This window comes from Bradyrhizobium sp. SZCCT0148 (assembly GCF_018129985.1).
Lineage (GTDB): Bacteria > Pseudomonadota > Alphaproteobacteria > Rhizobiales > Xanthobacteraceae > Bradyrhizobium > Bradyrhizobium japonicum_H.
The window spans coordinates 1,494,296-1,520,843 of the sequence record NZ_JAFCKT010000001.1; the positions used below are offsets into that span (position 1 = coordinate 1,494,296).

30 protein-coding genes are annotated in these 26,548 nt (G+C 64.5%); 7 read left to right on the plus strand and 23 right to left on the minus strand.

Annotated elements, in window-relative coordinates; all coding sequences use genetic code 11:
- Positions 1-11 precede the first annotated feature (11 nt).
- The 4 genes from purF (at position 12) to JQ580_RS07255 (ending at position 5,086) form a co-directional block, all read left to right on the plus strand.
- Positions 12-1,535, plus strand: a complete 1,524-nt coding sequence (purF, locus tag JQ580_RS07240) for an amidophosphoribosyltransferase (RefSeq protein ID WP_212278961.1) — start codon at positions 12-14, stop codon at positions 1,533-1,535.
- 182 nt (positions 1,536-1,717) lie between these two features.
- A complete protein-coding gene (locus JQ580_RS07245) occupies positions 1,718-2,458 on the plus strand; it encodes an SDR family NAD(P)-dependent oxidoreductase (protein WP_212278962.1) in 741 nt (246 codons plus the stop codon).
- A gap of 91 nt (positions 2,459-2,549) precedes the next feature.
- Positions 2,550-3,692 carry an NHL repeat-containing protein gene (locus JQ580_RS07250; RefSeq protein WP_212278963.1) on the plus strand — a complete coding sequence of 381 codons (1,143 nt, stop codon included), beginning with the start codon at positions 2,550-2,552 and terminating at the stop codon, positions 3,690-3,692.
- Between the two features lie 167 nt (positions 3,693-3,859).
- A complete protein-coding gene (locus JQ580_RS07255; RefSeq protein ID WP_212278964.1) occupies positions 3,860-5,086 on the plus strand; it encodes an ABC transporter substrate-binding protein in 1,227 nt (408 codons plus the stop codon).
- A 155-nt stretch (positions 5,087-5,241) separates the two neighbouring features.
- Here the strand turns inward: JQ580_RS07255 and JQ580_RS07260 are convergent, their stop codons facing one another.
- From JQ580_RS07260 to JQ580_RS07295, 8 genes are all read right to left on the minus strand, one after another.
- The gene (locus JQ580_RS07260) at positions 5,242-6,495 is read right to left on the minus strand and encodes a TCR/Tet family MFS transporter (RefSeq protein WP_212278965.1); all 1,254 of its coding nucleotides are present in this window, start codon (positions 6,493-6,495) and stop codon (positions 5,242-5,244) included.
- On the minus strand, positions 6,492-7,874 hold the full coding sequence (der, locus tag JQ580_RS07265; protein ID WP_212278966.1) for a ribosome biogenesis GTPase Der: 1,383 nt from the start codon (positions 7,872-7,874) through the stop codon (positions 6,492-6,494). Before der ends, JQ580_RS07260 begins: the two co-directional genes overlap by 4 nt.
- Positions 7,875-7,924: 50 nt before the next feature.
- Positions 7,925-8,473, minus strand: coding sequence for a hypothetical protein (locus JQ580_RS07270; RefSeq protein ID WP_212278967.1), 549 nt, complete (start codon positions 8,471-8,473; stop codon positions 7,925-7,927).
- A 61-nt stretch (positions 8,474-8,534) separates the two neighbouring features.
- Positions 8,535-9,188, minus strand: a complete 654-nt coding sequence (locus tag JQ580_RS07275) for a tetratricopeptide repeat protein (RefSeq protein WP_212278968.1) — start codon at positions 9,186-9,188, stop codon at positions 8,535-8,537.
- 165 nt (positions 9,189-9,353) lie between these two features.
- Entirely contained in the window at positions 9,354-10,946 is a 1,593-nt protein-coding gene (locus tag JQ580_RS07280; RefSeq protein ID WP_212278969.1) for a class I adenylate-forming enzyme family protein, read from the minus strand.
- Between the two features lie 73 nt (positions 10,947-11,019).
- The gene (locus tag JQ580_RS07285; protein ID WP_212278970.1) at positions 11,020-11,604 is read right to left on the minus strand and encodes an NnrU family protein; all 585 of its coding nucleotides are present in this window, start codon (positions 11,602-11,604) and stop codon (positions 11,020-11,022) included.
- Between the two features lie 196 nt (positions 11,605-11,800).
- A complete protein-coding gene (locus JQ580_RS07290; protein WP_212278971.1) occupies positions 11,801-12,376 on the minus strand; it encodes a hypothetical protein in 576 nt (191 codons plus the stop codon).
- Positions 12,377-12,608: 232 nt separating this feature from the next.
- Positions 12,609-14,231 (minus strand): peptide chain release factor 3, encoded by a 1,623-nt coding sequence (locus JQ580_RS07295; RefSeq protein ID WP_212278972.1) that lies wholly within the window; start codon positions 14,229-14,231, stop codon positions 12,609-12,611.
- A 174-nt stretch (positions 14,232-14,405) separates the two neighbouring features.
- Here JQ580_RS07295 and sugE point away from each other — a divergent pair, with 174 nt between their 5' ends.
- Positions 14,406-14,720 (plus strand): quaternary ammonium compound efflux SMR transporter SugE, encoded by a 315-nt coding sequence (gene sugE, locus JQ580_RS07300; RefSeq protein WP_212278973.1) that lies wholly within the window; start codon positions 14,406-14,408, stop codon positions 14,718-14,720.
- Here the strand turns inward: sugE and JQ580_RS07305 are convergent.
- From JQ580_RS07305 to JQ580_RS07335, 7 genes are all read right to left on the minus strand, one after another.
- On the minus strand, positions 14,713-15,720 hold the full coding sequence (locus JQ580_RS07305) for an inorganic phosphate transporter (RefSeq protein WP_212278974.1): 1,008 nt from the start codon (positions 15,718-15,720) through the stop codon (positions 14,713-14,715). The two genes, sugE and JQ580_RS07305, sit on opposite strands and share 8 nt — an antisense overlap.
- A 96-nt stretch (positions 15,721-15,816) precedes the next feature.
- On the minus strand, positions 15,817-16,461 hold the full coding sequence (locus tag JQ580_RS07310; protein ID WP_028136881.1) for a DUF47 domain-containing protein: 645 nt from the start codon (positions 16,459-16,461) through the stop codon (positions 15,817-15,819).
- Positions 16,462-16,617: 156 nt separating this feature from the next.
- Positions 16,618-17,586: a branched-chain amino acid ABC transporter permease gene (locus JQ580_RS07315; protein ID WP_212278975.1), complete on the minus strand. Its 969-nt coding sequence runs from the start codon at positions 17,584-17,586 to the stop codon at positions 16,618-16,620.
- 1 nt (position 17,587) lies between these two features.
- Positions 17,588-18,451, minus strand: a complete 864-nt coding sequence (locus JQ580_RS07320) for a branched-chain amino acid ABC transporter permease (RefSeq protein ID WP_106952223.1) — start codon at positions 18,449-18,451, stop codon at positions 17,588-17,590.
- Positions 18,452-18,524: 73 nt separating this feature from the next.
- Positions 18,525-19,748, minus strand: coding sequence for an ABC transporter substrate-binding protein (locus JQ580_RS07325; RefSeq protein ID WP_212278976.1), 1,224 nt, complete (start codon positions 19,746-19,748; stop codon positions 18,525-18,527).
- 36 nt (positions 19,749-19,784) lie between these two features.
- The gene (locus tag JQ580_RS07330; RefSeq protein WP_212278977.1) at positions 19,785-20,531 is read right to left on the minus strand and encodes an ABC transporter ATP-binding protein; all 747 of its coding nucleotides are present in this window, start codon (positions 20,529-20,531) and stop codon (positions 19,785-19,787) included.
- Positions 20,524-21,279 (minus strand): ABC transporter ATP-binding protein, encoded by a 756-nt coding sequence (locus JQ580_RS07335; protein WP_094974563.1) that lies wholly within the window; start codon positions 21,277-21,279, stop codon positions 20,524-20,526. Before JQ580_RS07335 ends, JQ580_RS07330 begins: the two co-directional genes overlap by 8 nt.
- A 353-nt stretch (positions 21,280-21,632) precedes the next feature.
- Here JQ580_RS07335 and JQ580_RS07340 point away from each other — a divergent pair, with 353 nt between their 5' ends.
- Positions 21,633-22,280 carry a PAS domain-containing protein gene (locus JQ580_RS07340; protein ID WP_212278978.1) on the plus strand — a complete coding sequence of 216 codons (648 nt, stop codon included), beginning with the start codon at positions 21,633-21,635 and terminating at the stop codon, positions 22,278-22,280.
- A gap of 3 nt (positions 22,281-22,283) precedes the next feature.
- On the opposite strand, the gene JQ580_RS07345 is transcribed toward JQ580_RS07340, so the two are convergent.
- A complete protein-coding gene (locus tag JQ580_RS07345; protein ID WP_212278979.1) occupies positions 22,284-22,637 on the minus strand; it encodes an ArsC family reductase in 354 nt (117 codons plus the stop codon).
- A 103-nt stretch (positions 22,638-22,740) separates the two neighbouring features.
- Between JQ580_RS07345 and JQ580_RS07350 the strand changes: the two genes are divergently transcribed.
- Complete coding sequence (locus JQ580_RS07350; RefSeq protein WP_212278980.1) at positions 22,741-23,112, plus strand: tRNA-binding protein; 372 nt, start codon at positions 22,741-22,743, stop codon at positions 23,110-23,112.
- Between the two features lie 4 nt (positions 23,113-23,116).
- Here JQ580_RS07350 and JQ580_RS07355 read toward each other — a convergent pair whose 3' ends face one another.
- The 7 genes from JQ580_RS07355 to JQ580_RS33740 all read right to left on the minus strand — a co-directional run bounded on the left by JQ580_RS07355 (position 23,117) and on the right by JQ580_RS33740 (position 26,530).
- Positions 23,117-23,821, minus strand: coding sequence for a glutathione S-transferase family protein (locus JQ580_RS07355; protein WP_212278981.1), 705 nt, complete (start codon positions 23,819-23,821; stop codon positions 23,117-23,119).
- A gap of 102 nt (positions 23,822-23,923) precedes the next feature.
- Positions 23,924-24,067: a hypothetical protein gene (locus tag JQ580_RS07360; protein ID WP_199581192.1), complete on the minus strand. Its 144-nt coding sequence runs from the start codon at positions 24,065-24,067 to the stop codon at positions 23,924-23,926.
- A 107-nt stretch (positions 24,068-24,174) separates the two neighbouring features.
- On the minus strand, positions 24,175-24,840 hold the full coding sequence (locus JQ580_RS07365) for a DUF429 domain-containing protein (protein ID WP_212278982.1): 666 nt from the start codon (positions 24,838-24,840) through the stop codon (positions 24,175-24,177).
- A gap of 43 nt (positions 24,841-24,883) precedes the next feature.
- Complete coding sequence (locus tag JQ580_RS07370; RefSeq protein WP_212278983.1) at positions 24,884-25,228, minus strand: carboxymuconolactone decarboxylase family protein; 345 nt, start codon at positions 25,226-25,228, stop codon at positions 24,884-24,886.
- Positions 25,229-25,231: 3 nt separating this feature from the next.
- Positions 25,232-25,753 carry an RNA polymerase sigma factor gene (locus JQ580_RS07375; protein ID WP_212278984.1) on the minus strand — a complete coding sequence of 174 codons (522 nt, stop codon included), beginning with the start codon at positions 25,751-25,753 and terminating at the stop codon, positions 25,232-25,234.
- Positions 25,750-25,959 carry a YgaP family membrane protein gene (locus JQ580_RS07380; protein ID WP_212278985.1) on the minus strand — a complete coding sequence of 70 codons (210 nt, stop codon included), beginning with the start codon at positions 25,957-25,959 and terminating at the stop codon, positions 25,750-25,752. The genes JQ580_RS07375 and JQ580_RS07380 overlap by 4 nt, the downstream gene beginning before the upstream one ends.
- Positions 25,960-26,053: 94 nt before the next feature.
- On the minus strand, positions 26,054-26,530 hold the full coding sequence (locus JQ580_RS33740) for a serine hydrolase (protein WP_311982232.1): 477 nt from the start codon (positions 26,528-26,530) through the stop codon (positions 26,054-26,056).
- Positions 26,531-26,548: the final 18 nt, after the last annotated feature.

The window sequence follows — 26,548 nt, forward strand, 5'->3', positions numbered from 1 at the left end:
GCGTGGACGAGATGCGACACCCTGACCAGGACGCCCAATTCGATCTCGATCCCATCGCCGGCCCGGGGCCGGCCGCGCTAGAGGTTCAGGACGACCTGGAAGGAGATACGCTGCGCGAGGAATGCGGCGTCTTCGGCATCTACGGCCACCCGGACGCTGCCGCCATCACCGCACTTGGCCTGCACGCCCTTCAGCATCGCGGCCAGGAAGCGGCCGGCATCGTCTCCTACGACGGCAGCCGCTTCCACAGTGAACGCCGCCTCGGCCTCGTCGGCGACACCTTCTCCCGCCGCGAGGTGATCGACCGCCTGCCCGGCAATATGGCCGTCGGCCATGTCCGCTACTCCACCACCGGCGCCACCATCCTCCGCAACGTGCAGCCGCTGTTCGCCGAGCTCAACGCCGGCGGCCTCGCGGTGGCCCACAACGGCAACCTCACCAACGGCCTGACGCTGCGCCGCGAGCTCGTAAAGCACGGCGCGATGATGCAGTCGACCACCGACACGGAGGTGATCCTGCATCTGGTCGCGCGCTCCAGGCGCGCCCGTTTCATTGAGCGCTATGTCGATGCGCTGCGCGAGATCGAGGGCGCCTATGCGCTGGTCTCGTTAACCAACAAGAAGCTGGTTGGCGCGCGCGACCCGCGCGGCATCCGCCCGCTGGTGCTCGGCGAACTCGACGGCTGCCCGATCCTGACGTCGGAGACCTGCGCGCTCGACATCATCGGCGCCCGCTTCGTCCGCGACATCGAACCCGGTGAAGTCATCGTGTTCGACGAGAAGGGCCAGGACATCCACAAGCCGTTCCCGCCGATGGCGCCGCGTCCCTGCATCTTCGAATACATCTATTTCTCGCGGCCGGATTCCATCGTTCACGGCCGCTCGGTCTACGAGGTGCGCAAGGCCTTCGGCGCGCAGCTCGCGCGCGAGAGCCACGTGCCGATCGACGTCGTGGTGCCGGTGCCGGATTCCGGCGTGCCTGCCGCCGTCGGCTACAGCCAGCATTCCGGCGTGCCGTTCGAGCTCGGCATCATCCGCAACCATTATGTCGGCCGCACCTTCATCCAGCCGACGCAGGCGATCCGCGAATCCGGCGTGCGCATGAAGCACTCCGCCAACCGCGCCGCGATCGAAGGCAAGCGCATCATCCTGATCGACGACTCGCTGGTGCGCGGCACCACCTCGAAGAAGATCGTGCGCATGATGCGCGATGCCGGCGCCAAGGAAGTACATTTCCGCCTCGCTTCGCCCCCGATCCTCTATCCCGACTATTACGGCATCGACCTGCCGGATCGCGGTGGCCTGCTGGCGGCGACCCATTCGCTGGAAGAGATGCGCGAGATCATCGGCGCAGATTCGCTCGCCTTCCTCTCGATCGACGGCATGTACCGCGCCATGGGCGAGCCCGGCCGCGACCCCGCCAATCCGAAGTTCTCGGATCATTGCTTCACCGGGGCGTATCCGACCCACCTCACCGACCAGACCCAGACCGAGCAGCAGCCGCGGCAGTTGTCTCTGCTTGCGGAGGCGAGCTGACGGCGCAGCCGTCATCCCGGGGCTCATCAGAGAGCTGTTTTTTCGTCATGGCCGGGCTTGTCCCGGCCATCGACGTCTGTAATACCCGCCGCAAGAACGTGGATGCCCCAGGCCTTCGCCTCGCCGAAGCGGCTTCGGCCGCGCCGGCGGGACAAGCCCGGGCATGACGGAAGTATCCGACGATGACAAATCCCCTCGCCGACCGCATCGCTCTCGTCACCGGCGCCTCGCGCGGCATCGGCTACGCCACGGCGCTCGCGCTGGCGAAAGCCGGCGCGCATATCGTTGCCACCGCGCGCACGCAAGGCGGGCTCGAGGAGCTCGACGACGAGATCCGGAAACTGGGCGGCAGCGCCACGCTGGTGCCGCTCAACCTGACCGATTCCGACGGCATCGCGCGGCTCGGCGCAGGCCTGCACGAGCGCTACGGCAAGCTGGACATCCTCGTCGGCAACGCCGGTGTGCTCGGCCCGTCCTCGCCGATCGGCCATATCGAGCTGAAGAGTTTCACCGACGTGATGGCCGTCAACGTCTCCGCCAACTTCCAGCTGATCCGCTGCATGGAGCCACTGCTGAAGCAGTCCGACGCCGGCCGCGCCGTGTTCGTCACTTCGGGTGCCGCCAACAAGGCGACAGCCTATGTCAGCCCCTACGCGGCGTCGAAGGCCGCGCTGGAGACGCTGGCCCGCGCCTGGGCGCAGGAGACCGCGAACACCAAGCTGCGCGTCAATCTGTTCAACCCCGGCCCGGTCCGCACCCGCATGCGCGCCACGCTGATGCCGGGCGAAGACCCGGCGACGCTGGACACCGCCGAGCAGGTCGCCGAATTCATCGTGCCGATGTGCGCGCCCGACTGGACCGAGACCGGCAAGTTCTACGACTACAAGACCCGCAGCCTGATGAGCTTCCGCTCTCCCGCGTGAATCCCTTGGCTGATTGACTCGACTGCCTCCCCGCGATTGACTGCCCGCACGCAAGCGGCAGCAAGCCGCACGCCAAAAAAGGGAGGTTGCCATGGCGCCATGGCATGATTGCGCAGGCTCTGCGTCTGCGCTCGTACGTCACGCGCTCTCCATTCTGATCACAGCCGTGGTCGTCGTGCTTCCAGGCAGGGCGATCGCCGGCGACGTTCCGACCTTCGCGGTCGATGCCTCCTGGCCGAAGCAGCTGCCGAACAACTGGATCCTCGGCCAGGTCGGCGGCATCACCGTCGATGGCCAGGGCCACATCTGGGTGATCCATCGCCCGCGCTCGCTCACCGACGACGAGAAGGGCGCAAGCCTCACCCCGCCACGCTCGAAATGCTGCGTCTCGGCGCCGCCAGTGCTCGAGTTCGATGCCGAGGGCAATCTGCTGCGCTCATGGGGCGGTCCCGGCCAAGGCTACGAGTGGGTCGGCCGCGAGCATGGCATCGAGGTCGACGAGCGCGGCTTCGTCTGGGTCGGCGGCAACGCCGACAATGACAACGCGATTCTGAAGTTCACGCTCGACGGCAAGTTCGTCGCCCAGATCGGCAAGATCGCGCCGAGCCTCGGCAGCAACGACACGACCCAGCTCGGCAAGCCCGCCGAGACCGCGATCGACAAGGAGGCCAACGAGATCTACGTCGCCGACGGCTACGGCAACCGCCGCGTCATCGTGTTCGATGCAACGACGCTTGCCTACAAGCGGCACTGGGGCGCCTATGGCAACAAGCCCGACGACGCCAAGCAGGCGGCTTACGATCCCAAGGCGCCGGTGTCGCAGCAGTTCGGCAATCCAGTCCATTGCGTGAAGCTCGCCAATGACGGCCTCGTCTATGTCTGCGACCGTATCAACAACCGCATCCAGGTGTTCAAGAAGGACGGCAGCTTCGTGAAGGAGTTCTTCTTCGAGAAGAACACCCTCGGCAACGGCGCGGTATGGGACATCGCGATCTGGCCCGATCCGAAGCAGACCTGGCTGCTCAGCGCCGACGGCGAGAACAACGAGATCAGGGTGATCAAGCGCGACGACGGCAGCGTCGTCGGCAGCTTCGGGCATAACGGCCGCAACGCCGGTCAATTCCACTGGGTGCATGCCATGGCGATCGACGCCAAGGGTAATGTCTATACCGCCGAGGTCGATACCGGAAAGCGCATCCAGAAATTCAAGCTCACCTCGGACGCCCTCAAATAGCGTCTCGACGCATTTTGCCCAAAAGTTAACCGACGGATGACGCTTCGACGCAGCGTCATCCGGCTTTAGGCGCATTGCCGCCGGCCCTGGGACAGGCTAGAGCCATCAGCCGGAACAAGGCTCCGCAAGAGAGCCGTCCGCATATTTGACAATGGAGGAAACCTTTTATGACGACGACGTTCGTGCGCCGCTCCGCGGCCCTTCTGGCCTGTGCCGCCTTCGGTTTTTCAACATCCGCCTACGCGCAGGACAAGACCGTCAAGATCGGCGTGCTCAACGACATGTCGAGCCTCTATGCCGACATCGGCGGCCCCAATTCCGTGGTTGCGATCAAGATGGCGGTCGAGGATTCCGGCCTGCTCAAGAAGGGCTGGAAGATCGACGTCATCAGCGGCGATCATCAGAACAAGCCCGACGTCGGCGTCAACATCGCCCGGCAGTGGATCGACAACGAGAAGGTCGATGCGATCGCCGATACGCCGAACTCCGGTGTCGCGCTGGCAGTCAGCAACCTCGTCAAGGAAAAGAATGCGGTGCTGCTGAACTCCGGCGCTGCCTCCGCCGACCTGACCGGCAAGGCCTGCACGCCGAACACGATCTCCTACACCTACGACACCTACATGCTGGCCAACGGCACCGGCAAGGCGCTGACCAAGGCCGGCGGTGACAGCTGGTTCTTCCTGACCGCGGATTATGCCTTCGGCCACGCGCTCGAACGCGACACCACGGCGGTCGTGACCGCAAACGGCGGCAAGGTGCTCGGCAGCGTCAAGCATCCGATCAACACCGCGGACTTCTCGTCCTTCCTGCTGCAGGCACAATCGTCCAAGGCCAAGGTCGTGGGCCTCGCCAATGCCGGCGGCGACACCACGAACTCGATCAAGCAGGCGGCCGAATTCGGCATCGTGTCCGCCGGTCAAAAGCTCGCGGCATTGCTGCTGTTCATCAACGACGTGCATTCGCTGGGCCTGAAGACCGCACAGGGGCTGACCTTCACGGAATCGTTCTACTGGGACATGAACGACAAGACCCGCGAATGGTCGAAGCGTTTCTCGTCGCTGGCCAGCAAGAACGCGATGCCGTCGATGACCCAGGCCGGCAATTACGCGATGGTGCTGCACTATCTGAAGGCGATGGACGCACTCGGCGGCAATCCGCGTGACGGCGCCAAGGTCGTCGCCAAGATGAAGGAGCTGCCGACCGACGATCCGCTGTTCGGTAACGGACCGCTGCGTCAGGACGGCCGCCGCCTCATCCCGGCCTACCTGTTCGAGGTGAAGAAGCCCGAGGAGTCGAAGGGACCGTGGGACTACTACAAGCAGATCGCGACGATCTCGGCGGAAGATGCCGCCAAGCCGCTCAAGGACAGCGACTGCCCGCTGGTTAAGAAGTAACCGCGTCGCGGTCATCCCGGGGCGATGCGAAGCATCGAACCCGGGATCTCGCGCGGTATTCTCCGCTGCCGTAGGGTGGGCAACGCGAAACGTGCCCTCGACTTCTTGCGATTCTGAACAGATGGTGGGCATTGCGCTGCGCGCCTTGGCCCACCCTACGAAACGGTCTTCGTCCCCAGCGTCCGCACCGCGATCACCACGCAGACCACCATCAGCATCGCCGCGAGCAGGAACGGCGCGCCGGGCAGATGCAGCGGCGCGCTGGTGCCGATGAAATATGAAAATGTCAGCGTGAACAGGAACGGGCCGACGAGCTGCGAGACGCTTTGCACGCTCGCGGTCGCGCCCTGAAGCTGGCCCTGCTGATCGGGCGCGACCAGCCGCGTCATCAGCGCTTGCGAGGCAGCACCCGAGATGCCCCACAGCGCCAGAATGGGAATCCCGATCCAGGACAGCGGCCCGGTCGGTGCACTGCCGAGGACCAGAAAGCCGAGCGCCCCGCAACACAGGCCGAGCAGCAGCGCATTCCGCTCGCCGAGCACCCGCACGATGGCGCCGATTGCGAGTCCCTGCACCACCATGGCGCAGATGCCGACCATCGCCAGTGTCAATCCGACGGTCTTGGAATCCCAGCCGTAGCGATAAGTCGCATAGAGCACGAAGGTCGAAGGCAGCACGACATGCGCGACCTGCGCGATGAAATTGACGACTGACAACGCGGCAAGCATCGCATTGGAGCGCAGCAGGCGCAGCGCACCGACCGGACTGGCGCTCCTCCAGCGGAACGGCGAGCGCTTGTCGGGCGCGAGAGATTCCGGCAGGACGAACAGCCCGTAGAGCGCATTGGCGAAGCTGAGGGCGGCCGACGCCCAGAACGGCAGCCGCGGATCGATATCGCCGAGCAGGCCGCCCAGCGCCGGCCCGAGGATGAAGCCGGCGCCGAAGGCCGCGCCGATCCGCCCGAATACCGCCGCGCGCCGCTCCGGCGGCGTGATGTCGGCGATGTAGGCAAACGCCGTCGAGATGCTGGCCGAGGTGATGCCGGAGATCACGCGGCCGACGAACAACCACAGCAGGGACGGCGCCAGCGCCATCAGCACGTAGTCGGCGGCGAGGCCGAAATTCGACAGCAGCACCACCGGCCGCCGCCCGAAGCGATCCGACAGTGCCCCCAACAGCGGTGAGAACACGAACTGCATCAGCGCCCAGGCCGTGCCGAACAGGCCGAAGATGCGCGCCGCGTGCGCGGTGTCGTTGTCGACGAAGCTCTCGATGAGCTTGGGCAGGATCGGCATGATCACGCCGAGCGCGAGCATGTCCAGGAGGATGGTGACGAAGATGAAGGCAACGGCACCGCGCCGGACCGGCGCAGCGCTCTGCGCCATCGCCTCGCCGGCATCGTTGCTCACGACGGTCGCTTGCGCTTGTGGGCGAAGGGATTGGCCTTCTCGCGCAAGGTGATGCGAACCGGCGTGCCCGGCAGTTCGAAAGTCTCGCGCAGGGAATTGATGAGGTAGCGCAGATAGGACTGCGGCACCGCGTCGGCGCGCGAGCAGAACAGCACGAAGCTCGGCGGGCGCGCCTTGGTCTGGGTGATGTAGTTGAGTTTGAGCCGTCGGCCGGACACAGCCGGCGGCGGATTGGCCTGCACTGCCTGCTCGAACCAGCGGTTCAATGCCGAAGTCGACACGCGCTTGTTCCAGAGCGCGTAGGCATCCTGGATCGCCTGCATCAGCCGATCGATGCCCTCGCCCATCAGGCCAGAGACGGCGACGATCGGCACGCCCTTGATCTGCGGCAGCAAATGGTCGGCATCGCGACGCAGGCCCGAGATCGCGCCGCCTCCCTTGCTCTCCATCAGATCCCATTTGTTGACGGCGAGCACGACAGCGCGGCCCTCGCGCTCGATCAGGTCGGCGATGCGCAAATCCTGCTCCTCGAAGCGGTTCTGCGAATCCATCATCATCACGACGACTTCGGCAAAACGCACCGCGCGCAGCGCGTCGGCGACCGAGAGCTTCTCCAGCTTCTCCTCGATGCGGGAGCGCCGGCGGAGACCGGCGGTATCGAACACGCGAAACTCGCGGCCCTTCCAGTTGATCTCGACCGCGATGGAGTCGCGCGTGGTGCCGGCCTCCGGGCTCGTCAGCAGCCGTTCCTCGCCGAGCAGATGGTTGATCAGCGTCGACTTGCCGGCATTGGGCCGGCCGACGATGGCGACACGGATCGGGCGCGTCGCGGCCTCTTCCTCGGTGAGCGGCGCGTCGTCCTCGATCTCGTCGTCGTCGACGGGCTCCGGCATCAGCTTGGCAAGCGCGTCGTAAAGCTCGCCCATGCCCTCGCCGTGCTCGGCCGAGATCTGGATGGGATCGCCGAGGCCGAGCGCAAACGCTTCCATCGCGCCGGCATCGCCGTGCTTGCCTTCGCTCTTGTTGGCGACCAACAGCACCGGCTTGTTGGCCTTGCGGGCGAAATCGGCGAACGCGCGGTCGGTTGGCGTGAGGCCGACGCGGGCATCGATGACGAAGAACAGCGCGTCGGCCTGCGCGATCGCGGTCTCGGTCTGCTCCTGCATGCGCGCGGTCAGCGAGCCCTTGGCGCCTTCGTCGAGGCCGGCGGTATCGATGATGGTGAACTCGAGATCGCCGAGCCTGGCCTCACCCTCGCGGCGGTCGCGGGTGACCCCGGGCAGGTCATCGACGAGCGCGAGCTTCTGCCCAACCAGACGGTTGAACAGCGTCGATTTGCCGACATTGGGCCGGCCGATGATGGCGATCGTGAAGGACATGAATCATTCGTGCGCTGCCGGAGCCGCGTCTGTCAATGCAATGAAGAAGATCAGCGCGAGAAGCTGCCGCTCGGCAGCGGCGCCGGGAAGCCGCCCTGCGTCTGCTGCTGCGTGGTCTGGGTCGGTTGCGCCTGCTGGACCGGCTGGTCCGGCGGCGGTGCAGTGGTGCGCTTGCGGACGATCTTGTGCTTGGGCGGCGGAGCGGCTGTGGCCGGCGCCGCCTCCGGCTGGGCCTCGCCGTCAACCTCGCCCGCAGGCGCCTCCGCGGGCGCCACCGCTGCGGCGGCGGGCTGCCTGGTACGCTTCGCCTTGGCACCCTTCGCCGGCTTCGCCTCGGGCGGCGGCTCGGCGGGCAAAGCCGCGACGGCCGGCGCGTTCGGATCGGGCTGTTGCTGCGCGCCCTTGTACAAATCCTTCGGGACGCCCTGCTCGAGGCCCGGCACGCCCTCCGGGAAGACCGGCTTGCGGTCGCCCGGCAGCTTCTTCTTGGTGTCGAGGAAATCGAGCATGTCGCTTGGATCGAAGCTGGAGCAGCCGCCCAGGACGCCCGTGAAGGCAATCAGGACGGCGGCTGCGATCAAGCGTGGCGTGCGGCGCATCTTGTGTGTCTCGTCTACGTCAAAGGGCCGTCGTCAGCTGTTCTTGCTCAGCTCTTCTTGCTCAGCTCTTGGCGACGGGCGGAAGCAGGGCCTGGAGCGCCTCGGCGCGCGAGCGCAGGCCGGGCGGCGTTTCGCCGTCCTCGCCGATCGCGTCGAGCCATTTGCGGGCGGCGGTCATGTCGTTGTTGCGCCAGGCCGACAGCGCCAGCATCTCGCGCGCGCTGTGGCGGAAAGTCGATTTGGGCGCGGCGGAGGGCTCCAGCCGCTGCTTCATGTCGGCATAGGACGCGCTGTCGAGCAGCAGGCCGGCGGCGCGGATCCTGGCCAGATCCTGCCACTCACCACCGACGCTGCGGTCCGCAGCGATGTCGTCATACATCTTGGCGGCAGCCTTGGCGTCGCGGGGCGCCGCCTCTGCCGCGGCACGCAGGCGCGCCAGGGTGCGATAGCCCGACGGCGCCTTGGCGGCGAGTTCGGTGAACGCGGCCTCGGCCTCGGCATGCTTGTCCTGGTCGGATAGCTCGGCCGCCTTCTCGAAGGCGGCTCCGGCCTCGGCGGCCTTCTTGGCCTCCAGATACTGATAGCCGCGCCAGCCGCCGACGGCCGCCACGACCAGCACCATCAGGGCGATGAAGTAGACCGAGTATCTATCCCACAGCTTCTTGAGCTGTTCGCGACGTACTTCCTCGTCGACTTCGTCAAATAATTCAGACACTTATGCTAATCCCATGCCCGTCCGGGTGCGCGCGCCGAAGCGTTCGCGTCAGGAATCCCGTCCCCCACGTGGCGGCGAGGTACCCTAACGATATGGCGCTGGCAAGGCAAAGCGAGCCCGATCAAGGCGTTAACAACCTGGGAGACCCGGGGCGCGCCTGTCCGCTCAAGCGCCCAGCAGCTCCCGCAGCTGTCGCTTCAGCACCTTGCCGTTGGCGTTGCGGGGCAATGGCTCGGGCGTGATCGCCAAGGTTTCGGGAACCTTGTAGTCGGACAGGCGCTCAGCGCACCAGGCCCGCAAGGCCTCGCTGGCGACCGGCTCCCGCGTCACCACCACGGCGTGGACGCGCTCGCCCAGCACCGGGCAGGCCTTGGCGATGATCGCGCTCTCGATCACGGCCGGATGGCCGGCCAGCACGGATTCCACCTCGGCCGAATAGATCTTCAGGCCGCCGCGATTGATCATGTCCTTCTGCCGGTCGAACACGCGCACGAAGCCGTCCGCATCGACCGAGCCGAGATCGCCCGAATGCCAGAACCCGCTGGTGAAGCTCTCGGCGGTGGCCTTCGGGTTGTTCCAATAGCCCTTGATGACGGAGGCGCTCTGGATCCAGAGCTCGCCGATCTCGCCATGGGGCAGTTCGCGCCCGTCCGGATCCATCGCGACGATGCGAGCGCCGGGACATGGCAGGCCGACGCTGTCGATATGGCTCTCGGTCAGCTCGCCCGGCATGATCGTCGAGGGCGACGTCGTCTCGGTCGCGCCGTAGCAGTTCATCAGCTTCAGGCCGGGAATTGTCGCCTTCAGCTTCTCGATGGTGGCGACCGGCATCGGCGCGCCGCCGAAGCCGCCGATGCGCCAGCTCGACAGATCGTAGCGGTCGAAATCCGGCTGCAGCAGACAGAGATTGTACATCGCCGACACCATCACGGTGTACGTGACGCGCTCGCGCGCGGCGAGCTTGAGGTAATCGGCGGCCTTGAACTCGGGCATGATGATCAGCGCACCGGCGCAGCGGATCATCGTCGTGATGTTGGCGACGACACCGGTGACATGGCCGAGCGGCACCGCCGCGATCGATCGATCCGCTTGCGTCAATTGCAGGCAGGACACGAACACCATCGAGGAATGGACGATGTTGCAATGGGCAAGCATCGCGCCCTTCGGCTTGCCTGTGGTGCCCGAGGTGTAGAGGATCATCGCAGTGTCCTCTTCGCTCACCTCGGCCGGTGCAGATGCCGGCGGGTTGTCGGCGAGTTCGGCAAAGCGCGAGCGAGCCGGATCGTCGTCGACGGCGATGCGGTGGACGAGATCAGGCACCTCCCGCGCATCGGGCAGCCGCTCGGCGAGGCCTGCTTCGGAGATCAGTATCTTGGCGCCGCAATCTCCGAGGACATAGGCGATCTCCGGCCTCTGCTGGCGCGGGCTCAGCAGCACCGTCACCAGCCCCTCATGCGCGGCGGCGAACAGCAATAGCGGGAATTCGATGCGGTTGCCGAGCAGGATCGCAACGCGGTCACCGCGCTGCAGGCCGAGCTTGCGGAAACCCGTGGCGATCCGCGTAGCCTGCTCCACAATTTGCCGCCAGCTCAACCGGACATCGCCTGCGATCAACGCCTCGCCGTCGGCATTGCGATCGCGCGCCTCCGCGATCATCGCCCACACGCCCGACGGCCTGTCGCAAAACGCGGGTACCACGCGGTCGCCAAAGCGCGCCTCGAACCGCATCTGAGGAATCTGAGATTGCGACCAATCCATCGAAGGGCCCTCGGCTTGTTGCTCGTGTCAGCTTTCGCGCATGGACATCCAAGTCTCGCCTTGTGCCGACCGGCTAGACCCCGATCACGGGAACGCCGATCACGACCGGATGGAACGCAAAGGCCAGCGCAAGATAGGCGACGACACCCACCGCGACCGCGATGAGATCGTTGGAGAGACCACCGACCGGGATCGGCGGGCCACCGGCGTCGGTGCGATGCTTCAGCGAGATGCGGTCAAACACCGCCCAGCCCAGGAAGGAGCCGAACAGGATGATCGAGCCGAGATCGCCATTGGCCAACAGATGCGCCGCTGCCCACAGCTTGATACCGGCCAGCATCGGATGCTTTAGCGTCGCGTAGATGCGGCCGCGCAGATAAGAAGCGACCACCATGATCACCGCGGGCAGCATCAAGGCGACCGCGATGTGCTTCATCGCCTTCGGCGGATACCAGACGTCGATCCACCCCGTCGCACGGTAATGCGCAAAGCCCCAGATGATCAGTGCGAGGCCCGCAAGCGACACCACGGCGTAGAGGATCTTGTAGGTCCCCTCGCCCAGCCTTGCAATCGCCTGCGCGCGCGCGTCTCGTTTTGTTGTGAAAACATGGGTGGCAAAGAACAGCACCAGCCCCAGGATCATGACCAGCAGACCCACGACATCCTCCCCGCAAAGCAGCCCCCGCCAATGGCGTATCATCGATTGCCCGGCGGTCGCAACTCTCACCCCTCATGATGAGGAGCGCGCCCTTGCGCGCGTCTCGAACCATGCAGGCTAGGCTGCGGCAACAGCGGGGCCTTTCATCCTTCGAGATGCGCGTGAAGAACGCGCTCCTCAGGATGAGGGGATAGAGCTATTTTCCCGGCTCGCGATTGTCGACATAGCGGATCGCGATCGGCCGCCCGGCCAGGGCGCCGGCGAGTCCGCCGGTGAATTTCAGCGGCAGGCAGGCGTTCAGCGATGCGTTGATCGCCTTCAGATATGTCGTGCGGGTGTCGGCCGGAACGCCTGGGGTCGCGAATGTGAGGCGCGGCGGGCCGATCAGGCCACCGGCCCTGTTGAAACTGAAACGCACCGACACCTGCATGCCGGCGCGCGCACCATCCGGTGGCGGCGACCAGCAGCTGCGCAACTCGGCGAAGAGGTCGCCGATCGTGTCGAGATCGTGATCGGGCTTTTGATATTTGGCGCGGTCGGACTCGGACGGCACGCTCTGGATGGTGAGCTGGAGATTCTGGCCGTAGGGATAGTCGATCTCGGGAATGCAGGGACCGGGTTCGAGCGGGCTGCAATAAGACGGGGTGCAGGGCCGGCCGTCGAGCACGCTGCAGGGCTCGTGGGAGAACGGGATCGGATTGATCTGGCGGGGACGCGCGTCGGCGTGAGCCGCGACCACGAACAGCAGAAGGATGAAGATGCCGCGCCACATGGACTGAACTCGCAAGGTCAGACGAGGTGAAGGTGGCATTGCCTCCGACAACGTCAAGCCTGTTGCTGTTCACGTGCTTGCGTTCAAGGCACACTGTCGTCGTCGGGCTCGACCGGGCGACCCTGTACGCCGTTACGGCGGCGATGGAATCGATGGGCTGCGGCGTACTGGATTCCCCGCCTTCGCGGGGAATGACAGCTCAGGGTGAGGCTGCAAGCGGGGCGCGTTCACGCTACCCCTTCTTCTTGACGTCCTTGACGTTGGTAAATTCGATGCCCTCGGCGCGCTCCTTGGTGTAGCCGAGATAGAATTCGTTCCGCGCGAGATAGACGGGATCGCCGTCGACGTCGTCGGCGATGCTGGAGGTGTTGGCGGCGATGAAGGTGTCGAGCTTCTTGCGATCGTCAGAGGAGACCCAGCGCGCCAGCTGGAATTCGCTGACCTCGAACTCGACGGGCAAGGAATACTCCGCCTCCAGCCGCGCCTTCAGCACGTCGAGTTGCAGCGCGCCGACGACGCCGACCAGCGCAGGCGCGCCGTCGCGCGGGCGGAACACCTGCACCACGCCCTCCTCCGACATCTGCTGCAGCGCTTCCTTCAGCTTCTTGGCCTTCATCGCGTCGGTGAGCCGGACGCGGCGGACGATTTCCGGCGCAAAGCTCGGCACGCCGACGAAGTTGAAATCCTCGCCCTCGGTCAGTGTGTCGCCGATGCGCAGGGTGCCGTGGTTGGGAATGCCGACCACGTCGCCCGCGAAGGCCTCATCCGCGACCGAACGGTCCTGCGCGAAGAAGAATTGCGGGCTCGACAGCGGCATGCTCTTGCCGGTGCGCACCAGCTTGGCCTTCATGCCGCGGCTGAGCTTGCCCGAGCAGAGGCGCGCGAACGCGATGCGGTCGCGGTGGTTCGGGTCCATGTTGGCCTGGATCTTGAACACGAAGGCGCTCATGCGCGGATCAGTGGCCTCGACCCTGCGCTGGTCGCTGTCCTGCGCGCGCGGCTCCGGCGCGAACTTGCCGAGGCCTTCGAGGAGATCGCCGACGCCGAAATTGCGCAGCGCGCTGCCGAAATAGACCGGCGTGAGATGACCTTCGCGGAACGCTTCGAGCTCGAACGGCTTCGACGCCGCGGTGACGAGCTCCAGTTCGTCCTTCACCGCGGAGACATCGAGGTTGGCGTTGAGCTTGGCCAGTTCCTCAATCGCGATCTGCTGCGCCGCGCCGGTTTTGGCTCCGCCTCCTTCGAGCAGGCGCACGCCGCCGTTGACGACATCGTAGGTGCCGAGGAAGTCGCGGCCGCGGCCGACCGGCCATGTCATCGGCGTGGTGTCGAGCGCCAGCGTCTTCTCGATCTCGTCGAGCAGCTCGAACACGTCGCGGCTCTCGCGGTCCATCTTGTTGATGAAGGTGATGATCGGGATATCGCGAAGACGACACACCTCGAACAGCTTTCGGGTGCGCGCCTCGATACCCTTGGCGGCGTCGATCACCATCACGGCGGAATCGACCGCCGTGAGCGTGCGATAAGTGTCTTCCGAAAAGTCCTCGTGGCCCGGCGTGTCCAGGAGGTTGAACACGAGGCCCTCGAACTCGAAGGTCATCACCGAGGTCACGACCGAGATGCCGCGCTCGCGCTCGATCTTCATCCAGTCCGACCGCGTGTTGCGCCGCTCGCCCTTGGCCTTGACCTGGCCGGCGAGGTTGATGGCGCCGCCGAACAGCAGCAGCTTTTCGGTCAGCGTGGTCTTGCCGGCGTCGGGATGGGAGATGATCGCAAAGGTGCGTCGCCGCGCCACTTCGGCGGCAAGCGGCGAACGAGCCGGCGATTCGGCGGTGGTGGTGGCGATGTCGGACATGGCGGCAGCGTGTGGCAGGGAAAATGGGCCTTATCAAGCCTCATTTGGTGATTGCGGAGCCTTCCAGCCAGCCCCATATCGGCCTTGGCCCTACCGGCCTTGGGGGGAGGACGGCCTCCCCGCCCATCAGCATGTCAGCCGCGGGGACGACCCTGCCTTGAATGGAGGGTTGTCATGGCCTGGAGCATCCTGTTCGTCGCGGGCCTTCTCGAGATCACCTGGGCGATCGGCCTGAAATACACCGAGGGCTTTACCAGGCTCGTTCCGTCCGTCGTCACGCTCGCGGCCATGGCCGGCAGCGTCGTCCTGCTCGGATTTGCGCTCAAATCCCTGCCCGTTGGAACCGCCTATGCGGTGTGGACCGGCATCGGCGCGGTCGGCACCGCAACGCTCGGCATCATCCTGTTCGGCGAACCGGCGACCGCCCTCCGCCTGGCCAGCATCGGGCTGATCGTCGCCGGGATCGTCGGGCTGAAGCTGGTTACCTGACGAAGAGCTTGACTGCCCACCAGGTCAGCGCCGCGACGATGGCCGAGGCCGGCATCGTGATGACCCAGGCATAGACGATCGAGCTTGCGACATTCCAGCGAACCGCCGAGAGGCGCCGGGCGGCGCCGACGCCAACGATCGCACCGGTGATGGTGTGGGTGGTCGAGACGGGAACCCCGAGATAGGTCGCTATGAACAGGGTCGCGGCGCCTCCGGTCTCGGCGCAGAAGCCCTGCATCGGGGTCAATTTGGTGATGCGCAGGCCCATGGTGCGGACGATGCGCCAGCCGCCCATCAGCGTGCCCAACGCCATCGCCGCCTGGCAGGACAGCACCACCCAGAACGGCACCGAGAACTCGCTGCCGAGATGGCCTTGCGAATAGAGCAGCACCGCGATGATACCCATGGTCTTCTGCGCGTCGTTGCCGCCATGGCCGAGCGAATACAGCGAGGCCGACGCGAATTGCAGGATCCGGAAGGCGCGGTCCACGGCGAAAGGCGTTGAGCGGACCGAAGCCCAGGAGACGATCGCAACCAGCACCATCGCGAGCAGGAAGCCGACGAGCGGAGACAGCACGATTGCGAGCACCGTCTTGGACAATCCGCTCCAGACCGCAGCCGAAAGCCCGGCTTTGGCCACGCCGGCACCAAACAAGCCGCCGATCAAGGCGTGAGACGAGGACGACGGGATGCCGAGCGCCCAGGTCACGAGGTTCCAGACGATGGCGCCGACCAGGGCTGCGAAGATCACCTGGGCATCGACGATCGCGGGATCGATGATGCCGGTGCCGATGGTCTGGGCGACGTGCAGCCCGAACACCAAGAAGGCGACGAAATTGAAGAACGCGGCCCAGAATACCGCGAATTGCGGCCGCAACACGCGGGTCGAGACGATGGTGGCGATCGAATTGGCGGCGTCGTGCAGGCCGTTCAGGAAGTCGAACAGCAGCGCAACGGCGATCAAGCCGACCAGGACGGGAAGACCCAACGCGGCATCCACGGCGGCCCTGCCTTAAAGTTGGCGCATGATCTCCGCGCAAACGCGTTCGGCGTTCGTCGCGAAGGAAAACCGCTGCACACTGTTCCGGATCATGCGCTAGACCTGCTCGATGACGATGCTGTTGATCTCGTTCGCGACGTCATCGAAGCGATCCGCCACCTTTTCGAGATGGTCGTAGATCTCGACGCCGACAATGAAGTCCATCGCATTGCCGTCGCGGTGCTTGAGAAACAGCTCCTTCAGGCCGATGTCGTGGAGATCGTCGACGCGGCCCTCGAGCTTGCCGAGCTCCTCCGTGATCGCGGTCAGCATGGCAACGTTCGGGCCGATCGATTGCATCAGCGGCAGCGCGCGGCCGACCAGATTGGCGCATTCGATCAGCAGCCCGCCGATCTCGCGCATCGGTGGCTCGAAGGTGCGGACCTCGAACAGCATCACCGCCTTCGCCGTCTGCTGCATCTGGTCGATGGCGTCGTCCAGTGACGTGATCAGGTTCTTGATGTCGCCGCGGTCGAACGGGGTGATGAAGGTGCGGCGTACCGCCGTCAGCACCTCCCGGGTGATGTTGTCGGCATCATTCTCGAACTGGTTGACGCGCTGGCAATAGACCGGCGTCTCCTCGCCCCCGTTCAGCATGCCCTGGAGCGCGATGGAGCCTTGGATCACCGTCTGCGCATGCCGGTCGAACAGGTCGAAGAACCGTTCTTCCTTGGGCAGGAAAGCACGAAACCATCGCATCATGGGGGTAGGCTACCGGTTGGAAATGGCCCGGCCCTGTCAGGCCGTCATGAAACTGTCATAGACCATTTTCGATCCGCGCGCGTGCCATCTCACGCCCGCGGAGCCGGGTCATCCACCGCTTTCAAGCGGCCGGTAAGCCGCTTTCGTATCAGACAGTTAGAGCGACCGCCGGAAGTAATGCGCGATTTCACCGATGACGCCGCGGCGGAAGGTCAGCACACAGATCACGAAGATCGCGCCCTGGATCACCGTCACCCACTGGCCGAAGCCCGCGAGATATTGCTGCATGGCGATGATCGCGAAGGCACCGACCACGGGGCCGAAGATGGTTCCGAGACCGCCGACCAGCGTCATCAGCACGACCTCGCCCGACATCGACCAATGAACGTCGGTGAGCGAGGCATTCTGCGCCACGAACACTTTGAGCGCACCGGCAAAACCGGCCAGCGTTCCCGACAGCACGAAAGCCAGGAACTTGTACTGGTCGGTCCGGTAGCCGAGCGAAATCGCGCGCGGCTCGTTCTCGCGGATCGCCTTCAGCACCTCGCCGAACGGCGAATTGATGATGCGGAAGATCAGCAGGAAGCCGGCGAGAAACCCGACCAGCACGACGTAGTAGAGCACCGTCGGCTTGGACAGATCGAGGACGCCGAACATGCGTCCCTGCGGGATGCCCTGGATGCCGTCCTCACCGTGGGTGAAGGGGGCCTGGAGGTAGATGAAGTACAGGAGCTGCGACAGCGCCAGCGTGATCATCGAGAAATAGATGCCCTGGCGGCGGATCGAGATGTAGCCGGTGATCAGCGAGAGCACGAAAGCCGCGGCGATGCCGACGAGGATGCCGAGTTCGGGCGGCAACGCCCACACTTTCAGCGCGTGCGCGCAGCAATAGCCGGCGGTCCCCAGGAACATGGCGTGTCCGAACGACAACAGGCCGCCATAGCCGATCAGCAGGTTGAAGGCGCAGGCGAGCAGCGCAAAGCACAGCGCCTGCATCACGAAGAACGGGTAGACGCCCGTGAATGGGACCGACGCCAGCAACAGCGCCATCAGCACAAAGGCGATCATCTCGTCGCGCATCGCGCGAGGGGTCACCGGCAGCGTGTCGTCCGTCAGGGTTGTCATATCAGGCTGCCCTTCCCGTCAATCCCGTTGGCTTCACCAAGAGCACCAGCACCATCAGCACGAACACGACGGTGTTGGAGGCCTCGGGGTAGAAGTACTTGGTCAGTCCCTCGATCACCCCGAGCGCGAAGCCGGTGATGATGGAGCCCATGATCGATCCCATACCGCCGATCACGACCACCGCGAACACCACGATGATGAGATCGGCGCCCATCAGCGGCCGCACCTGGTTGATCGGCGCCGAGAGCACGCCCGCAAGCGCGGCAAGGCCGACGCCGAGACCGTAGGTGAGCGTGATCATACGCGGCACGTTGACGCCGAAAGCGCGGACCAGCGTTGGATTTTCAGTCGCTGCGCGCAAATAGGCGCCGAGCCGCGTCTTCTCGATCAGGAACCAGGTCGCGATGCACACCACCAGCGAGAAGATGACGACCCAGCCGCGGTAGATCGGCAGGAACATGAAGCCGAGATTCATGCCGCCCTTGAGCTGGTCCGGAATCGCGTAAGGCAGGCCGGAGGAGCCGAAATAGTTCTGAAACACGCCCTGCACGATCAGCGCGATGCCGAAGGTCAGGAGCAGGCCGTAGAGATGGTCGAGCCCGGTCAGCCATTGCAGCATGGTCCGCTCCAGGATCATGCCGAAGATGCCGACGATAATGGGCGCCAGCAGCAACGCCCACCAGTAGTTGATGCCGCCGAGGTTCAAGAGGAAATAGGCGACGAAGGCGCCCATCATATAGAGCGCGCCATGGGCGAAATTGATGATGTTGAGCATGCCGAAGATAACGGCAAGCCCGAGACTGAGCAGCGCGTAGAACGAGCCGTTGATCAGTCCCACCAGTAGCTGAGCGTATAGAGCCTGCATCGATCCCGCACCCGGTCCCTTCGGCGTTCCCTGAAAGTCGCCCGCGAGCCTGACGGCGCCGCGGGCTGTTGTCTTATTTCTTCAAGAGCGGACACTTGCTCTCGGACAGCGGCGTGAAAGCCTGATCGCCCGGCACCGTGCCGACCAGCTTGTAGAAGTCCCACGGCCCCTTGGATTCGGAGGGCTTCTTCACTTCGAACAGATAGGCGCTGTGGATGGTGCGGCCGTTGGGCTGGATCTCGCCCTTGCCGAACAGCTCGTCCTCCGTCGGCATCGACTTCATCTTCTCGACGACCTTGACGCCGTCATGCGGATTGCCGCCGAGGGCTTCGAGCGCCTTGAGATAGTGACGCACGCCCGCATAGACACCGGCCTGCACCATGGTCGGCATCGCGCCGTTCTTCATCTTCTCGCCGAAGCGCTTCGAGAACGCCCGGGTCTGGTCGTTCATGTCCCAGTAGAAGGTCTCGGTGAAGTTGAGGCCCTGCGCCGTTTCCAGACCGATCGCCTTGACGTCGGTCAGGAAGAGCAGCAGCGCCGCGAGCTTCTGACCGCCCTTGCCGATGCCGAATTCGGCTGCCTGCTTGATCGAGTTGGTGGTGTCGCCGCCGGCATTGGCCAGACCGATGATCTTTGCCTTGGACGACTGCGCCTGGAGCAGGAACGACGAGAAGTCCGGCGTGTTCAGCGGATGCTTGACGCCGCCGACCACCTTGCCGCCGTTGGCGGTGACGACCGCGCTGGTATCGCGCTCGAGCGCCGCACCGAAGGCGTAGTCGGCGGTCAGGAAGAACCAGCTGTCGCCGCCCGCCTTCACCAGCGCCTGGCCGGTGGTGTGGGCCAGCATGTAGGTGTCGTAGGTCCAGTGCACGGTGTTGGGCGAGCACTGCGCGTTGGTGAGATCGGAGGTCGCCGCGCCCGAATTGATGTAGACGCCGTTCTTTTCCTTGACGACGTTGTTGACGGCAAGGGCCACGCCGGAATTCGGGACGTCGACGATGATGTCGACCTTGTCGACGTCGAACCACTGCCGCGCGATCGCGGTGCCGATATCGGGCTTGTTCTGGTGATCGCCTGAAATGATGTCGATCTTCCAGCCCTTTGCGGCAAGGCCGGAATCCTCAACGGCCATCTGTGCAGCGAGCGTCGAGCCGGGACCTCCAAGGTCGGCGTAGAGGCCGGACTGATCGGACAACGCGCCGATCTTGACGGTCTTGTCCTGGGCGGATGCGACGCCTGTCACGGCGAAGGTGAGCGCGGTGCTCAGCAGCAACGATGCAATCGACGTCGTCTTCATGCAACTTTCCTTTTTTGAATTTTCTCGTTGGCGGTATCAGACACCAAGATAGGTGTGGAGCTTGTCCATGTTGGCGGCAAGATCCGCATTGGCAAATCCGTCAATGATCTTGCCGTGCTCGACGACGTAGTAGCGGTCGGCAACGGTCGATGCGAAGCGGAAATTCTGCTCGACCAGGAGGATCGTGAAACCCTCCTTCTTGAGCCGCGCGATGGTGTGGCCGATCTGCTGGATGATGACCGGTGCGAGACCCTCGGTCGGCTCGTCCAGCATCAGGAAGCTCGCGCCGGTGCGCAGGATGCGCGCGATCGCCAGCATCTGCTGCTCGCCACCGGACAGCTTGGTGCCCTGGCTGTTTAGCCGCTCCTTCAGGTTCGGAAACAGGTCGAAGATCTGTTCGAGCGGCAGGCCGCCTTCACGGACCACCGGGGGCAACAGCAAATTCTCCCGCACGTCGAGGCTGGCGAATATGCCGCGCTCTTCCGGACAGAATGCGATGCCCATGCGCGCGATCTTGTCGGAGGTCGCGCGGATGATCTCCTGGTTGTTGAACTTCACCGAGCCGGTACGCTTGCCGATGATGCCCATGATCGACTTGAGCGTCGTCGTCTTGCCGGCGCCGTTACGCCCGAGCAGGGTGACAACCTCGCCCGCGTTCACGTCGAAGTTGATCCCGTGCAGGATGTGGGACTCGCCGTACCAGGCTTCCAGGTTGCGGATCTGAAGGATGTTTCCGCCGGTCGCAGCCTTGGCCGGAGCCCCGGCGATCGCAGTGTCAGGCATGACCGGCTCCCAGGTAAGCTTCCTTGACGCGCTCGTCCTTGGTGAGCTCCGAGTAATGGCCTTGCGCCAGCACCTGCCCGCGCGTCAGCACGGTGATGATGTCGGACAGGTTGGCCACGACGCTTAGATTATGCTCGACCATCAGGATGGTGTATTTCGCCGAGATGCGCTTGATCAGCGCCGCGATCTTGTCGATGTCTTCGTGGCCCATGCCGGCCATCGGCTCATCCAGCAGCATCATCTCAGGGTCGAGCGCAAGCGTGGTTGCGATCTCCAATGCACGCTTGCGTCCATAGGGCATCTCGACCGCGGGCGTGTTCGCGAACTCGCTGAGGCCGACATCGTTCAACAGATCGCGTGCGCGATCATTGAATTGGTTGAGCACGGATTTCGAGCGCCAGAAATCGAACGAGGAGCCGTGCTGGCGCTGAAGCGCGACGCGGACGTTTTCCAGTGCGGTGAGATGCGGAAACACCGCCGAAATCTGGAACGAACGAACAAGCCCCAGGCGCGCCACGTCGGCCGGCGCCATCGCGGTGATGTCCTGCCCCTTGTAGAGGATTTTTCCGGCAGACGGTTTGAGGAACTTGGTCAGAAGATTGAAGCACGTCGTCTTGCCGGCCCCGTTCGGGCCGATCAACGCATGAATGCTGCCACGGCGAACCTTGAGCGCAACGTCGCGGACGGCGAAGAAGCCCGCGAACTCCTTGCTCAAGCCTTCCGTTTCGAGAATAAACTCATCGGCCAAACAGATTTCCCCCTGCCCGCGAAAAGCGTGGCTATCCCTAGTTGCTTCGGCTTTCCGGGGGCCTTGGAGCTTATCCTTGCAGCCTGTCCCGAAACGTCGCCTCCGGGCGCGGAATATGCCGGAGGTGACGGGGGTTAGGCAAGGCGGAAAGCTGAGCAGATCAGGTCTCCGCCCGGGAGACTTATGCTCCCTTAGTCGGACCCGTTTCGATATCGCCTGCCCGGCCTCCCGGCTCGCAAGACACCGGTCGTCAAGCCGTCGTTAACGGTCTTTCGGCCCGCGCGCCAGCCTTCATCAAAAATTTTCCCGCGCGGAGGATCATTCGCGGGTTTCGAACTGCCGGGAATATTGTTTTGAATTTCGCTAGCGCCGCTCCCTCCATCGTCAAATCGATCAGGCAGCGTGATCTCCTGAACACGTGGCTGCGACTTTATGCACGCCAGCAGAACGCGCCGGCGATCTGGGAGTACCAGCCCGCCCGCCTCGAAGACGAATTGTCCGATCTGATCTACTATACGGTGGATGCCTCGACAGCGGAGCCGCGGCTCACCATCCAGAGCGAAGGCACGCGGATCTCGCGCGCCTACGGCCATACCGGCAAGGGCGTGCTGCTCGATGACTATATCGGGCCGCGTCTCGTGCCTTTCGTGATGCCGATCTATTATGAATGCGCCGCGCGCGGGCTGCCGGTCTACAGCGTTGCCGACGTCGACGACATCTATGGTCGCGTGGTCGCCTACGAACGGCTGCTGCTGCCGTTCCGGACCGACGGCAAGGTTTGCCACATCATCGCCTCGCTGAAGACCTTCTGCGAGGACGGCGGCTTCGAGATCAGAAATCTGATGCGCGGAAATGACGCGCTGCCGCGCCCGAAACTGCGTGCCGTCATCGAACGCGATCTGTTCCACCGCGCGCCCGGCCGCATCGCGGCCGCTGACGTGGTCGAGTTCGCCGACTCGTCCGGTCCCGCCGTCGCTACCGAGACCGTCGAGCTCAACTGACCTTCAGCGCGATTTGACGTCCTTGGAATAGATGTCGGGTTTGAAGCCGACCAGCAGCTTGCCGCCGATCTCCAGCACCGGCCGCTTGATCATCGATGGTTGCGCTAGCATCAGCGCCAGCGCTTTTTTCTCAGTGAGGCCTTCCTTGTCGGAATCGGGCAGCTTTTTGAACGTCGTGCCGGCGCGGTTGAGCAGCGTCTCCCAGCCGACCTTGTCGCTCCACTGCTTGAGCTTGTCCTTGTCCACGCCTGCCGCCTTGTAGTCGTGGAATTCATACGCGACGCCGTGGGTGTCGAGCCAGGCGCGCGCCTTCTTCATGGTATCGCAGTTCTTGATGCCGTAGATGGTGGTGGGCAAGATGTCCCTCGCGCATGGCCTACGTGACGTTCGCAGCGTTGTACGAAACTCCGCCCCGCGCGACAATATTGCGAACGACGCCAACTCGCCGAACGGACATCCCATGCACGTCACCCACGATCCCGCAGCCGCCGCCACGCCGACCATCGACTTCAACAGCTTCCTCGCGGTCGATATCCGGGTCGGCACCGTCGTCGATGCAAAGCCGTTTCCGGAGGCACGCAAGCCGGCCTTCCGGCTGTGGATCGATTTCGGCCCGGTGATCGGGGTGCGCAAGAGTTCGGCCCAGATCACCGAGAATCATCCGCTCGATACCCTGGTCGGGCAGCAGGTCGCCGCCGTGGTCAACTTCCCGCCGCGCCAGATCGGGCCCGTCATTTCCGAAGTGCTGACGCTCGGCTTCCCCGATGCCGACGGCAAGGTCGTGCTGGTGCAGCCGAGCAAGCCGGTGCCGAACGGCGGCAGGCTGTTTTGATCTCTCAGGGCCGCGGCGGAATGTTCAACCCACGCTGCACCGCCGGGCGCGCCAGCCCGCGTTCGAGCCAGGCTCCGACCGATTTGAACTGGCTGAACTCGACCAGATCGCCGGCGCCGTAGAAGCCGATGAGATTGCGCACCCACCCAAGCATCGAGATGTCGGCGATGGTGTAATCGTCATCCATGAACCATTGGCGTCCCGAAAGATGCGCCTCCATCACACCGAGCAGGCGCCTGGCTTCGGCGACGTAGCGGTCGCGCGGACGCTTGTCGTCGAAATCCTTGCCGGCGAATTTGTGGAAGAAGCCGACCTGGCCGAACATCGGCCCGATGCCTCCCATCTGAAAGTGCACCCACTGGATGGTCTGGTAGCGGCGCGCAGCGTCCTCGGGCAGAAGCTTGCCGGTCTTCTCCGCGAGGTATTGCAGAATCGCGCCGGACTCGAACAGCGGCAGCGGCCTGCCGCCGGGACCGTTGGGATCGAGGATCGCCGGGATCTTGCCGTTCGGGTTGAGCGAGAGGAATTCCGCCGTCTTCTGGTCGTCCTTGCCGAAATCGACGAGATGGACCTCGTAGGGAAGCCCGATCTCTTCCAGCATGATCGAGACCTTGACGCCGTTCGGCGTCGGAAGCGAATAGAGCTGGAGCAGTTCGGGATGTTTGGCCGGCCAGCGCTTGGTGATGGGAAAGGCGGCGAGATCTGACATCGGCACTCCGGCTGCGTTGGTGAAACGCCGCCTAATCTAGGCCAGCCTGCCGACGGCGCAAGGTCGACCAGCCGTCAGATCAATGCCCGAATCGCCCGTCCGTCACATCGGCCGCAACACGTGCCCGCTGGTGTAGGCGACGTCGCGCTGCGCGCGTTGCTCGATGAAGAGCTGACCGGTGACGAGCAGTGCTCCAGTGAAAACGAGAGCGAGCATCGCAGTGGCGAACTGACTGGCATCATTCATCGCAAGAGCTTCTCCGGCATTTGTTCGGACGGGAACGCCGAGCGACTGGCGCAAGTTCCTGCAAGCTTCAAATAAATTGCCGCTTTTTCCCGAACAGCCTGCTCTTCTCAATAGTTGATCTCCATCCGCAATCCGCGCGGATCTGTCTCCTCGCCCCCGGCACGCTGTGCGCTGTCGCGCGCCGCCACCGCGCAGGCACAGGCGTCGATGAGATCGTCGCGACCGATGCCGGTGCCGTGGCGCAGCGTCAGCCATCTCTCGACCTCGGTGAAGCCCCGAGCTTTCAGCAGAGCCACGCGCTGCTCGCGGCCCTGCGCCGAAGTTTTTTTCGCGAGCCGGACTTGTCCGGCGAGATTCCAGAAAATCAGCTCCGGATGCGCTTCTCCGACCGTCGCTTGTCGCGCCGGCGTCATGAGATCGTCGACTTCCCTGATCTTGTCCCTGATATTCCACAGCTGTGCCGACACACCCCTGCCCCTACCTTCACGCGTCCAATAGTGGCGGTTAGCCTCCGCCATGTCGGAGAAAGTCCAGAGATCGCGGCGCGCGCCGAGAAATACGGCAGGGCCGATCAGCTCTCGCGCGCGCAGGTCACACAGGCGATAGCCGGCCGGTTTCAATCCGATCGGCATGTCGATCATCGCACGCGCATGCGGCATTGCGAGCAGGCGCGTCAGGCCTGGCGAATAGTCGAAGCCATGATCGCCGCGCTCGTTGATCCAGGCCGCGACCCAGCCAAGGCGAAATCCGTCCAGGCCAAGATAATTTGGCAAGTTACGCGTCCGTCATGGTCGATGTCCTCGCGCGTCCCAAGACCTACAACGTCTTGTCGTGATGGCGTTCAAACAGACGCTGCGCCAGCAACGCATGCCCGAGCGTGCCACCAGCCCGGACGGCCGCCACGATCATTGCAGCTTCTGCTACTTCTTCCCGGGAAGCGCCGACGCTGGCTGCTGCGGCCGTGTGGACGTCCAGGCAATAGGCGCACTGCGTGGTGAGGGCGACCGCGAGCGAGATCAGCTCGCGGTATTTCGGCGGAATCAATCCGTCCTTCCGCTCGACCGCATGGTTGAAGGCCAGGAACGCCTTGGCCTCGACCGGCGCGAGGGCTGCGAATGCCGGGACCGACTTGAGATCGTCAGGGTTTTGATAATCGGTCATGGCTCACCTCGTCAGATATTCGCGCATCAAGGCGCGGGCGCGATGCAGGCGCGCCTTTACGGTTTGCCGGGTCGCACCAATTGCGTCGGCGATTTCATCGATGGTCATCTCCTTGACGTCCCGCATCAGCGCGACATCGCGATAGTGCGGCGGCAGCGCCTCGAACGCCGCGGCCACGTCGATCCGCAGATCGTTTTCGGGACGCGTCAACAGCAGAGCTTCGGCCGCATCGTCATCAATATCAGGCGCGAGGCCTGCTCTGCGCGCCAGCCGCAGGCATTCGCGGCGGACAACGCTGAACAGCCACGCCGAAAACGCGAGCCACGAGCGGATGGTGCCGACGTGACGGAACAGGATCCACAATGCTTCCTGCGCCGCATCCTCGGCATCCGCCGAGCTGCGGCAGGTTGCGCGCGCATACCGGCGGATGTCGGGCTGCGCCGTCTCGAGCAGCGCAGCGATCGCATGGGGATCGCCGAGCCGTGCGCACTCGAACAGCTTAGATGAGATCGCAGCCGCACTCACGACACGCCCCCTCGCCCGATCCCTGCCACCGCGCACATCGGGCAATAACCGACAAGGCCGGTCAACGCGACGCCGGCACCGCCGAGCGCGACCAGCAAGGCGGTCGCCCCGACCAGATAAATGAACGCCGCGGCCACCATCGCTGCGCCCAAGGCGATCCGCAACGCCTGGTGCAGACCGCCGATGTTCTTCCTGTAAAACGCCATTGCATCCTCCGAGATGAGCCGAGGCTCAATGCCTCGACCATCAAGAGGGTGCGTCGGCCGAAAAGGATTCGCGGGGGGCGTAATTATTTTCGCGTCAGCCTCCGACAGCCTGATAGGCCAGACGCTTGAACTCGAAGAAGAACGGATTCCAGAAGCCCATGTAACGCTGGGCCATCAGGACGCCTGCCATGTTGGCCTGCGGACATATCCACCAATGGGTGCCGGCAAGGCCGCCCCACTGGAATTCACCGGTAGAGTTCGGCGGATCGAACGGCGTCGGCGCAAAGGTGACGGCACCGCCGAGGCCGAAACCCTTGCCGGGGATCGGGCCGAGATTGGCGAAGCGGATGGTCTGCCCTGCCGGGAGCTGGTTCGTCATCATCTGCCGCAGCGTTTCCGGCTTCAGCAGCGCATCCGAACCGGGTAGCAACGCGCGGACCAGCGCGAGCATGTCGGGCAAGGTCGAGACCAGACCGCCGCCGCCGGAGAGCCGCGGGAACGGCCGTCGATAGGCTTGCGGAAACGGCAGATTGTCGGCCCGCGTGAGGCCCGGCTTCATGGGATCGAGCACGTCGGCGCCATTGTAGAG

What these genes read in the sequence shown, in the direction of transcription:
- JQ580_RS07380 (WP_212278985.1), bottom strand. Translation starts at nt 25,959, where the DNA reads ATGGCGTTTTACAGGAAGAACATCGGCGGTCTGCACCAGGCGTTGCGG.
- JQ580_RS07355 (WP_212278981.1), bottom strand. Translation starts at nt 23,821, where the DNA reads ATGTCAGATCTCGCCGCCTTTCCCATCACCAAGCGCTGGCCGGCCAAA.
- JQ580_RS07255 (WP_212278964.1), top strand. Translation starts at nt 3,860, where the DNA reads ATGACGACGACGTTCGTGCGCCGCTCCGCGGCCCTTCTGGCCTGTGCC.
- JQ580_RS07295 (WP_212278972.1), bottom strand. Translation starts at nt 14,231, where the DNA reads ATGTCCGACATCGCCACCACCACCGCCGAATCGCCGGCTCGTTCGCCG.
- JQ580_RS07310 (WP_028136881.1), bottom strand. Translation starts at nt 16,461, where the DNA reads ATGATGCGATGGTTTCGTGCTTTCCTGCCCAAGGAAGAACGGTTCTTC.
- JQ580_RS07290 (WP_212278971.1), bottom strand. Translation starts at nt 12,376, where the DNA reads ATGTGGCGCGGCATCTTCATCCTTCTGCTGTTCGTGGTCGCGGCTCAC.
- JQ580_RS07280 (WP_212278969.1), bottom strand. Translation starts at nt 10,946, where the DNA reads ATGGATTGGTCGCAATCTCAGATTCCTCAGATGCGGTTCGAGGCGCGC.
- JQ580_RS07360 (WP_199581192.1), bottom strand. Translation starts at nt 24,067, where the DNA reads ATGAATGATGCCAGTCAGTTCGCCACTGCGATGCTCGCTCTCGTTTTC.
- der (WP_212278966.1), bottom strand. Translation starts at nt 7,874, where the DNA reads ATGTCCTTCACGATCGCCATCATCGGCCGGCCCAATGTCGGCAAATCG.
- JQ580_RS07320 (WP_106952223.1), bottom strand. Translation starts at nt 18,451, where the DNA reads ATGCAGGCTCTATACGCTCAGCTACTGGTGGGACTGATCAACGGCTCG.
- JQ580_RS07350 (WP_212278980.1), top strand. Translation starts at nt 22,741, where the DNA reads ATGCACGTCACCCACGATCCCGCAGCCGCCGCCACGCCGACCATCGAC.
- JQ580_RS07315 (WP_212278975.1), bottom strand. Translation starts at nt 17,586, where the DNA reads ATGACAACCCTGACGGACGACACGCTGCCGGTGACCCCTCGCGCGATG.
- JQ580_RS07245 (WP_212278962.1), top strand. Translation starts at nt 1,718, where the DNA reads ATGACAAATCCCCTCGCCGACCGCATCGCTCTCGTCACCGGCGCCTCG.
- purF (WP_212278961.1), top strand. Translation starts at nt 12, where the DNA reads ATGCGACACCCTGACCAGGACGCCCAATTCGATCTCGATCCCATCGCC.
- JQ580_RS07325 (WP_212278976.1), bottom strand. Translation starts at nt 19,748, where the DNA reads ATGAAGACGACGTCGATTGCATCGTTGCTGCTGAGCACCGCGCTCACC.
- JQ580_RS07330 (WP_212278977.1), bottom strand. Translation starts at nt 20,531, where the DNA reads ATGCCTGACACTGCGATCGCCGGGGCTCCGGCCAAGGCTGCGACCGGC.
- JQ580_RS07250 (WP_212278963.1), top strand. Translation starts at nt 2,550, where the DNA reads ATGGCGCCATGGCATGATTGCGCAGGCTCTGCGTCTGCGCTCGTACGT.
- sugE (WP_212278973.1), top strand. Translation starts at nt 14,406, where the DNA reads ATGGCCTGGAGCATCCTGTTCGTCGCGGGCCTTCTCGAGATCACCTGG.
- JQ580_RS07370 (WP_212278983.1), bottom strand. Translation starts at nt 25,228, where the DNA reads ATGACCGATTATCAAAACCCTGACGATCTCAAGTCGGTCCCGGCATTC.
- JQ580_RS07270 (WP_212278967.1), bottom strand. Translation starts at nt 8,473, where the DNA reads ATGCGCCGCACGCCACGCTTGATCGCAGCCGCCGTCCTGATTGCCTTC.